Source organism: Aquabacterium sp., assembly GCF_050725395.1.
GTDB lineage: Bacteria > Pseudomonadota > Gammaproteobacteria > Burkholderiales > Burkholderiaceae_C > Aquabacterium.
Map to the genome: position 1 here is coordinate 43,312 of NZ_JBOHHL010000033.1, position 9,813 is coordinate 53,124.

At 63.4% G+C, this 9,813-nt stretch carries 7 protein-coding genes; all 7 read right to left on the reverse strand.

What is annotated here, in order from left to right; translation table 11 throughout:
* Nucleotides 1-77 precede the first annotated feature (77 nt).
* Complete coding sequence (locus ACREB4_RS17235; RefSeq protein ID WP_431589471.1) at nt 78-1,226, reverse strand: enoyl-CoA hydratase/isomerase family protein; 1,149 nt, start codon at nt 1,224-1,226, stop codon at nt 78-80.
* A 94-nt stretch (nt 1,227-1,320) separates the two neighbouring features.
* Nucleotides 1,321-3,147 carry a translational GTPase TypA gene (typA, locus tag ACREB4_RS17240; protein ID WP_431589472.1) on the reverse strand — a complete coding sequence of 609 codons (1,827 nt, stop codon included), beginning with the start codon at nt 3,145-3,147 and terminating at the stop codon, nt 1,321-1,323.
* Nucleotides 3,148-3,167: 20 nt separating this feature from the next.
* Nucleotides 3,168-4,130 (reverse strand): tRNA pseudouridine(55) synthase TruB, encoded by a 963-nt coding sequence (gene truB / locus ACREB4_RS17245; RefSeq protein ID WP_431589473.1) that lies wholly within the window; start codon nt 4,128-4,130, stop codon nt 3,168-3,170.
* A complete protein-coding gene (gene rbfA / locus ACREB4_RS17250) occupies nt 4,127-4,537 on the reverse strand; it encodes a 30S ribosome-binding factor RbfA (RefSeq protein ID WP_431589474.1) in 411 nt (136 codons plus the stop codon). Before rbfA ends, truB begins: the two co-directional genes overlap by 4 nt.
* A gap of 88 nt (nt 4,538-4,625) precedes the next feature.
* Nucleotides 4,626-7,673 (reverse strand): translation initiation factor IF-2, encoded by a 3,048-nt coding sequence (infB, locus tag ACREB4_RS17255; protein ID WP_431589475.1) that lies wholly within the window; start codon nt 7,671-7,673, stop codon nt 4,626-4,628.
* A 61-nt stretch (nt 7,674-7,734) separates the two neighbouring features.
* On the reverse strand, nt 7,735-9,210 hold the full coding sequence (nusA, locus tag ACREB4_RS17260; RefSeq protein ID WP_431589476.1) for a transcription termination factor NusA: 1,476 nt from the start codon (nt 9,208-9,210) through the stop codon (nt 7,735-7,737).
* Nucleotides 9,207-9,800 carry a ribosome maturation factor RimP gene (rimP, locus tag ACREB4_RS17265; protein WP_431589477.1) on the reverse strand — a complete coding sequence of 198 codons (594 nt, stop codon included), beginning with the start codon at nt 9,798-9,800 and terminating at the stop codon, nt 9,207-9,209. Before rimP ends, nusA begins: the two co-directional genes overlap by 4 nt.
* Between the last annotated feature and the right edge of the window lie 13 nt (nt 9,801-9,813).

A 9,813-nucleotide genomic window follows, 5' to 3' on the forward strand; every position in this document is an offset into this window, starting at 1 on the left:
CGCCTGCATTTTCTCAGAGTTATCCCACCCTGTGCGGCTCCGAGTTCATCAAGGTTTGGCAGGCAGGACTTCGTCCTTCATGCTGCTCGCTCATCTCCGGCGACTGCAAGCAGATCACGCAGCGGATGGACGTGGTCGGGCCAGACAGGCTGGAAGAACGCTGCCACCATGTCGGGCGTCACCTCGCCCAGGGTGGCGGGATGCCAGCGGGGCCGCTGATCCTTGTCGATGGCCAAGGCGCGCACGCCTTCGACCGTTTCGCTCGCGGCGCCTTTGCGGAGCCCGAAGCAATGGCGCACCAAGTCGCGTTCCATCCGGAACTCATCGGCCAGCGGCATGGTCCGCGCGCGGCGGATCTGCTCCAGCGTGACGCACATCATCAGGGGCGAATGCCCTGCCATGTGGTGCAGTGTTTGACGCGCCCACTCGCTGTCGTCCTGCTTCAAGGAGGCCTCGATGGCCTGCACCGTTGGCAAGCTGAAATGTCGCTGGATGCGGGGCGCTTCCGCCAGCACCGCAGCCTCGGGCCAGTCGCCAGTGTCATGCTGCTCGGCATGCGACCTGACGCGTTGGCACACGTCATCGCCCTGGCGCAAGGGACGTTCTTGCAGGTCCTGAAGCAACACAGTCAGGCTGTCCGCCTGCGCGCCCACGTCGGCCAGGCCGAGGCCCAAGGCCTCCGCGGCATTGAGTTGCGGACCGACCACCCCCAAGTATTCGCCCACATGCCCCGACAGGCGCGACAGGAAATGGCCGCCCGCCACGTCGGGAAAGAGCCCGATGCGGGTCTCCGGCATGGCCATGCGCACACTTGGTGTCACCACCCGCAAACGTGCACCCTGGGCCAGGCCCATGCCACCGCCCATGGTGACGCCCTCCAGCCACGCGATCACCGGTTTGGCAAAGGTGTGGATGAGGTGGTCCAGCGCGTACTCTTCGGTGAAGAAATCATCCAGGGCCAGATCGCCCGTGGTGGCCGCCTGGTGCATGAAGCGGATGTCACCGCCCGCGCAGAAATGCACCGGGCCGGCAGGCTTGCCGGCTTCGGCCGGCCGGGCCGAACCGCGCAGCAACACGCCGTGAACGGCCCCATCCGCGGCCCAGCGCCTGAGCACACGGTCCAGCTCCCGCACCATCTCCAGCGACAAGGCATTGAGGGCCTTGGGCCGGTTGAGCGTCACCACACCCAGGCCGCCGATCACCTCGGTGAGAATCAGGCTTTCCATCCATTGGTCTCCAAAAAGCAGAAGGCCTGCTTCCCCAAGAGGAATGCAGGCCTTCGCATCCTAGCCCAATCGTCAGGATGGGCTCGGTGCCGGATCAGGCTTCGCGCGAAGCACGCTTGCGGTCGTGTTCCTTCAGGTGGCGCTTGCGTACACGGATGCTCTTGGGCGTGATCTCGACCAGTTCGTCGTCGTCGATGAAGTCAACGCCGTATTCCAGCGTGAGGTCGATCGGCGGCGTGATCTTGATCGCGTCTTCCTTGCCCGAGACACGGAAGTTGGTCAGCTGCTTGGTGCGCGTGGCGTTCACCACCAGGTCGTTGTCGCGGCTGTGGATGCCGACGATCATGCCTTCGTACACCGGGTCGTTCGGCTTGACGAACATGCGGCCACGGTCGTCCAGCTTGCCCAGGGCGTAGGTGAAGATTTCACCTTCGTCCATCGAGATCAGCACGCCGTTCTTGCGGCCGCCGATGTCGCCCTTGTGCGGCTCGTAGCCGTCGAAGATCGAGGCGATCAGGCCGGAACCACGCGTCAGGTTCATGAATTCGTTGCTGAAGCCGATCAGGCCACGTGCAGGAATGCGGTACTCGAGGCGGACTCGGCCATGGCCGTCCGGCTCCATGTTGACCATTTCGCCCTTGCGCAGACCCAGTGCCTGCATCACGCCACCTTGGTGGATTTCTTCGACGTCGGCGGTCACCAATTCCATGGGCTCGCACTTCTCGCCGTTGATTTCCTGGAAGACCACGCGGGGCTTGGACACGGCCAGCTCATAGCCTTCGCGGCGCATGTTTTCCAACAGGATGGTCAGGTGAAGTTCGCCACGGCCCATCACTTCGAAAATGCCGTCTTCGTCGGTTTCCTTCACGCGCAGGGCGACGTTGTGCTGCAGCTCTTTCTGCAGGCGGTCCCAGATCTGGCGGCTGGTCACGTACTTGCCTTCACGACCCGCCAGAGGCGAGTTGTTCACGCAGAAGTTCATGGTCAGGGTGGGCTCGTCGATCTTGAGCATCGGCAGCGGCTGTGGGTTCTCACGGTCGGTCACCGTCACGCCGATGTTGATGTCTTCGATGCCGTTGATCAGCACGATGTTGCCAGGACCGGCTTCGGTCACTTGCACGCGGTCCAGGCCTTGGAAAGTCAGCACCTGGTTGACGCGGCCCTTGATGGACTTGCCATCGGGGCCTTCCATCACGACCACATCCTGGCTGGGCTTGATCGTGCCCTGGCTGATGCGGCCCACGCCGATGCGGCCCACGAAGGTCGAGAAGTCCAGCGCCGAGATCTGCAGTTGCAGGGGGGCGGCGGGATCACCCTTCTGAGCGGGCACGTGCTTGAGCACAGTGTTGAACAGGGCGGACATGTCCTCGCCCCACTTTTCGCCAGGCGCACCTTCGGTCAACGACGTCCAGCCGTTGATGCCGGAGGCATACACCACGGGGAAGTCCAGTTGCTCGTCGGTGGCGCCCAGCTTGTCGAACAGGTCGAAAGCGGCGTTGACCACGGCGTCGGGCTTGGCACCGGGCTTGTCGACCTTGTTGACCACGACGATGGGCTTGAGGCCCAGGGCCAGCGCCTTCTTGGTCACGAAGCGCGTTTGGGGCATCGGGCCTTCTTGCGCGTCGATCAGCAGCACCACGCCATCGACCATGGACAGCGCGCGTTCGACTTCACCACCGAAGTCGGCGTGGCCCGGGGTGTCGACGATGTTGATGTGCGTGCCTTCCCAGCTCACGGCGCAGTTCTTGGCCAGGATGGTGATGCCCCGCTCGCGTTCGATGGCGTTGTTGTCCATCACGGTGTCGACCACTTTTTCGTGTTCGGCGAAGGTGCCCGACTGGCGCAGCAGTTGGTCAACCATGGTCGTTTTGCCATGGTCAACGTGGGCGATGATGGCGATATTGCGGATTTGTTTGCTCATGCGAGGCTCACTGTCTGAAATCAAAGAACTGGGGTCAACAGCCCTTGCACTTCGGCAGGGCTGAGTAAACGGGTCGGTATCAATTCACCGGCCTTGATGTGGGCACTGCCCAGCAGCACCCGCGGCAACTGGCCAGCGGCCGCCGTGGGGTTGGGCCCGTAGACCCGAACTTGGGGCGCGTCTTCCAGCTTCACGCGGCGGCGCAGGCCGGTCAGGAAACGGCCGGCTTCGCTTTCGTCCAGCACCACGGCCGGCCAATCGGCCAGCAGCACGTCGGCGGCTTGCAGGTGGGTGTCGCGCTCGGCTTCGGTCATGGCTTGCAGGGCGTCCAGGGTCACAGCGCCTTCCAGCGTCGTGCCCCCGCTGGCGGTGCGGCGCAGGCCCTGCAGGTGTGCGCCACAGCCGAGGTGCTCGCCGATGGACTCGGCCAGGGTGCGGATGTAGGTGCCCTTGCTGCAACGCACGTCAAGCGTCAGGCTGTCAGCCTGCCAGCCGACGATGTCAATGGCGTGAATCGTGACGCGGCGCGAGGGACGCTCGATTTCGATGCCCTCCCGGGCGTATTCGTACAGGGCGCGGCCTTCGTGCTTGAGGGCCGAATGCATGGGCGGGACCTGGTCGATCTCGCCGCTGAACGCAGCGCAAGCGGCGGCGATCTTGGCATCGTCGACCTGCACCGGGCGCTCTTGCACGACCTCGCCTTCGCCATCGGCCGTGGTGGTCGTCTGGCCCAGCTTGAGCGTGGCGCGGTAGGCCTTGTCGGCCTCCAGGGACACCTGCGAAAACTTGGTCGCGGCGCCGAAGCACAAAGGCAGCAAGCCCGTGGCCAGAGGGTCCAGCGTGCCGGTGTGCCCGGCCTTCTCGGCGCGCATCAGGCGGCGCACTTTCTGCAAGGCGTCATTGCTCGACAGGCCCAAAGGCTTGTCCAGCAGGATGACGCCGTGCAGAGCACGGCGCGGTTGACGCGGCGGCCGGGTGTTCATTCGGGCTGGGCCTCTTCCTTACTTGAAGGGGCAGCATCCGGCTCCGCGTCCTTGGCCTTGTCTTTCACGGCTTTGTTGATCAGGGCGCTCAGTTCGGCCGCGCGCTCGGTGGTGCGGTCGAAGTGGAAGTGCAAGGTGGGCACGGTGTGGATCTGCAGGCGCTTGAACAGGCCGTTTCGGACGAAACCGGCCGCCTCGTTCAGGGCCAGCTCGCAGGCTTGCGAGTCGCCCGTCAAGATTGAGAAAAACACCTTGGCGTGCGCGTAGTCGGGCGTCACTTCAACATGGTTGATCGTGACCATGCCGATGCGCGGATCCTTCAGATCGCGGATGAGCTCGGCCACGTCGCGCTGTATCTGGTCAGAGACGCGGTGGCTGCGGTTGGGAGCTGATTTTTTATGGCGCATGGTGAACTCCTGAAGCACGGGCCCTCAAGCACGAACCCCGCCGGGTGAAGGCGGGGTCGCGGGTCGGGCCCGAAGGCACGTGAATGCCTTACAAGGTGCGAGCAACTTCCTTGATTTCGAAGAACTCCAGGACATCGCCTTCCTTGATGTCGTTGTAGCCCTTGATGTTGAGGCCGCACTCGAAGCCTTCCTTGACTTCCTTGACGTCGTCCTTGAAGCGCTTGAGGCCTTCGAGTTCGCCGGTGTAGATGACCACGTTCTCGCGCAGCAGGCGCAAACGCGCACTGCGGCGAACGATGCCGTTGGTGACCATGCAACCCGCGATCGTGCCGATCTTCGAAGCGATGAACACCTGGCGAATCTCGGCCGAACCGATGACTTCTTCGCGCAATTCCGGCGCCAACATGCCCGACATGGCCGCCTTCACCTCATCCACGGCGTCGTAGATGATGTTGTAGTAGCGCAGGTCGACACCGTTGTGCTCGGCCAGCTTGCGGGCGCCAGCGTCTGCACGGGTGTTGAAACCGATCAGCACAGCCTTCGAAGCGATGGCCAAATTGACGTCGGATTCGCTGATGCCACCCACGGCGGCGTGAACGATCTGGACCTTGATCTCTGGCGTCGACAGCTTGAGCAGCGAGGCTGCGAGGGCTTCTTGCGAGCCTTGCACGTCGGCCTTCAGGATCAGCGGCAGGTTCTGCACTTCGCCCTGGCCCATGTTCTCGAACATGTTCTCGAGCTTGGCGGCCTGTTGCTTGGACAGCTTGACGTCGCGGTAACGGCCTTGGCGGAAGGTGGCGATTTCACGGGCACGGCGTTCGTCGCCCAGCACCATGAATTCATCACCCGCGGCCGGCACTTCCGTCAGGCCCTGGATTTCGACCGGGATCGAAGGGCCGGCTTCGGCGATCGGCTTGCCGTTCTCGTCCAGCATGGCGCGAACACGGCCGTAGCTGGCACCCGCCAGGACCACGTCCCCGCGCTTGAGCGTGCCGGTCTGGATCAGCACGGTGGCCACGGGGCCGCGGCCCTTGTCCAGGCGCGCTTCGATGACCAGGCCCTTGGCCATGGCTTCGGTCGGTGCCTTGAGCTCCAGCACTTCAGCCTGCAACAGCACTTGTTCCAGCAGGGCATCGATGCCCACGCCAGTCTTGGCCGACACGGGCACGAAAGGCGAATCGCCACCGTACTCTTCAGGCACGACCTGCTCGCCCACCAACTCCTGGCGCACGCGCTCGAGGTTGGTGTCCGGCTTGTCGATCTTGTTGATCGCGACCACGATGGGCACGCCAGCGGCCTTCGCGTGGTGGATGGCTTCCTTGGTCTGCGGCATCACGCCGTCGTCCGCCGCCACCACCAGGATGACGATGTCGGTGGCCTTGGCGCCACGGGCACGCATGGCCGTGAAGGCCTCGTGACCGGGGGTGTCCAGGAAAGTGATCATGCCGCGAGGCGTGTCGACGTGGTACGCACCGATGTGCTGCGTGATGCCGCCCGCTTCACCGGCCGCCACGCGGCTGGTCCGGATGTAGTCCAGCAGCGAGGTCTTGCCATGGTCAACGTGACCCATGACCGTGACCACAGGCGCGCGGGGCAGCATTTCGCCCGTTTGAGCGGCGTGTTCTTCCTCGAGGAAGGCATCCGGATCGTCGAGCTTGGCGGGAACCGCGGTGTGGCCCAGTTCCTCGACGAGGATCATGGCCGTTTCCTGGTCCAGTTGCTGGTTGATCGTGACCATCTGGCCCAGCTTCATCAACTGTTTGATGACCTCGGAAGCCTTGACCGACATCTTGTGTGCCAGATCGGCCACGCTGATGGTTTCAGGCACGTGCACTTCGATGACTTGCGGCTCGCTTGGAGCCACGAAGTTGGACTGGTGATCGCTGTTGCGGTTGTCGCCACGGCGGCCACCACGGCCACCCGGCGCACGCCAGCCATTGGCACCACCTGGCGAGCGACCACCCGGGGTCGGCTTGCCAGCGGCGGCACGCTTCTTGGCATCGTCCGCCCAGCTCGACGAGAGCTTCTCGGACTTGACCGATTTCTTGTCGCCGGGCTTGGCGGCACCAGCAGTGCCAGGTGCAGCCGCACCAGGCGCACCCTTGGGCTTGTGGATGGTTCCCTTGATGCCTTCCTTGCCGGCGGCGTCTACCGCCTTGGCAGGCTCAACAGGCTTGGCGGCCGTCAGCACCTTGCGAGGCGCGGACATCATGGCGCGGATCGCGGCGGCTTCGTCTTCTGCGGCCTTGCGGCGGCCGGCCAGATCGGCGATGCGTTGCTTTTCCTCGGCCTCGATCGTCGCGGCCTTGACCACGCGAACACCGCCAGCAGGTTTGACTGGCGCAGCAGGCGCCACGGGTGCGGCAACCGATGCGGAAGCGGCAGGCGTGGCACTGGCGGTCACAGGCGCGGCGGAGCCCACGTCGTCAGACGAAGCATCAGCACCGTCGCCACCTTCGGCGAAGGCCACCACGGGGGTCACCGTCTCGGCGACGGCCGCGGCCTTGCGGGTGTTGCGCCCCTTGGCCGAGGCGGTCAGCGCAGCAGATTCGGCACGCGCCGCAGCCTCTTGCGCGGCACGCCGTGCAACGGCTTCCTGCTGAGTGGTCTGCTCGGCCGTGGTCTCGGCGGCACGCGCAGCCTCTTCGGCGGCCTTGGCCTGGGCCGCTTCGGCGGCTTCGCGCTGCATGCGTTCCTGCTCTTCCCGCTGGCGGCGTTGCTCGGTCAGGGCTTCTTCCTGCAGGCGCAGAGCTTCAGCTTCCTGGCGGGCTTCTTCTTCGCGGCGCTGCAGATCGGCTTCGTCGATCTCGGGCGCGGCGGATTCCTCGGTCGCGTCGTCGCGCTTGACGAAGACACGCTTCTTCTTGACCTCGACCTGGATGGTCCGGGCCTTGCCGGAAGCATCCGCCTGCTTGATTTCGGTGGTCGACTTGCGCGTCAGCGTGATCTTCTTGCGATCAGCCCCGGTCGAGCCGTGGGCGTGGCGAAGATGATCCAGCAGGCGCTCTTTGTCCGCCTCCGTGACCACGTCTTCGTGCGAAGCTTTCGGCACGCCCGCTGAATGCAACTGCTCCAGCAGTGTTGCTGCCGGACGATTGAGCTCCGCGGCGAGTTGTGTGACGGTGGTCACGGCCATTGTGTTAATCCTTGCGATGTACTTGCTAAACGAGAAGTCGAGGGTGGACGGATGATGTTGATCAGGCAAACCAGTGTTCGCGAGCCTTCATGATCAGGCCGCGGGCTTGTTCTTCGCCCACGTCGGTGATCTCGGTCAACTCGTCGACGGCCAGGTCGGCCAGGTCGTCACGGGTGTGAATACCGGCCTCGGCCAACTTGGTGATCAACTCGGTGGTCAGACCATCCAGACCCCTGAGATTTTCCGACAAAGTCTCGACTTCTTCTTCCTTGGCGATTTCCATGGTCAGCAGTGAGTCTTTTGCGCGGGTGCGCAACTCATTGACCGTGTCTTCGTCAAACGACTCGATTTCCAACATTTCCTGCAGGGGCACGTAGGCCACCTCTTCAAGGCTGGTGAAGCCTTCGGCGATCAGGATATCGGCCACTTCCTCGTCGACGTCGAGTTTGTCGACGAAGAGCTTGCGGATGACGTCGGTTTCAACGGCTTGCTTCTGCGCCGATTCTTCCTTCGTCATGATGTTGATGCGCCAGCCGGTCAATTCGGACGCCAAGCGCACGTTCTGACCACCACGGCCGATGGCGATGGCGAGGTTTTCCTCGTCCACGGCCACGTCCATGGCATGCTTTTCCTCGTCCACGAAGATGGATTGCACGTTGGCCGGGGCCAGCGCACCAATCACAAATTGGGCCGGATCTTCAGACCACAAGACGATGTCGACGCGTTCGCCGGCCAATTCGTTGGTCACGGCGGTGACGCGCGAACCGCGCACGCCCACGCAGGTGCCGATCGGGTCGACGCGCTTGTCGTGCGAGAGCACGGCAATCTTGGCGCGCGAACCGGCGTCACGGGCACAGCTCTTGATTTCGAGCAGGCCTTGTTCGATCTCGGGCACTTCCTGGCGGAACAGCTCGATCATGAAATCGGGAGCGCTGCGCGACAGCATGATTTGCGGGCCACGAACGGCGGAATCGACACCCAGGATGTAGGCGCGGACGCGGTCGGCGGTGCGCAGGTTCTCCTTGGGGATCATCTCGCTGCGCTTCAGGCGGCCTTCGACGCGGCCGGACTCGACGATCACATCGCCCTTGTCCATGCGCTTGACGGTGCCCACGAAGATCTTGTCGCCACGCGACAGGAAGTCGTTCAGCAGCTGTTCGCGCTCGGCGTCGCGGATCTTTTGCAAGATGACCTGCTTGGCGGCTTGCGCACCGATGCGGCCGATGGGCACCGATTCGATCGACTCTTCGATGTAGTCATCGACTTCGATGTCGGCGATCTGCTCTTGCGCTTCGAACAGCAGGATTTCTGCGTCGGGCAGTTGCAGGCCGGCCTCGTTCGGCACGACGTGCCAACGACGGAAGGTCTCGTAGTTGCCATCTTCACGGTCGACGGCGACACGGATGTCCACCTCGCCGCTGTACAGCTTTTTGGTGGCCGAAGCCAGCGCCGATTCAACAGCCCCAAACACGATGTCGCGTTCCACGCTTTTTTCGCGCGAGATCGCATCCACCAACATCAACAATTCGCGGTTCATTTGTTCTGACCTCCGAGATCTTGCGCCTCATCCACGGCTACTTCACCAGCCTCCGGGGTTGCCACCCGGCGGCCTCGCCCCTTGAAATCCACCACCGGCACGAGCCGTGCGGCGCGGACTTCATCGAGCGTGAAACCCAATGCTTGCTCTACTGCGTTCTTGCCTTCGCCCACCTTGAAGACCAGTTGCCAGGATCCACCCTCAGGAGCGGTTTCACCTTCCGGCACTTCGACGGCCTCCAGAACGCCACGGTAGTTCTTGCGGCCCTGGAAAGGAACCTTCAAGGACACCTCGACCTCGACGCCAGCGAAGCGCTCGTAATGCGCGGCCGTCGTCAATGGGCGGTCCAGACCTGGAGAAGAAACCTCCAGGCGGCTGTAATCGACATTGACCACTTCCAGCGCATATTGAAGCTGGCGGTTGACCTTTTCACAGTCTTCCACCGTGACGTATTCGCCCGGCAAATCGTAGGCACCACCGGGCAGGCGGTCGATGTACACGCGCAGCAACCCCTGCGGGGTGCGTTCGCATTCCACCAACTCGTAACCCAAACCAGTCACGGTGCTTTCAACAGCTTTGACCAAACTCATCAACTCTCAATAC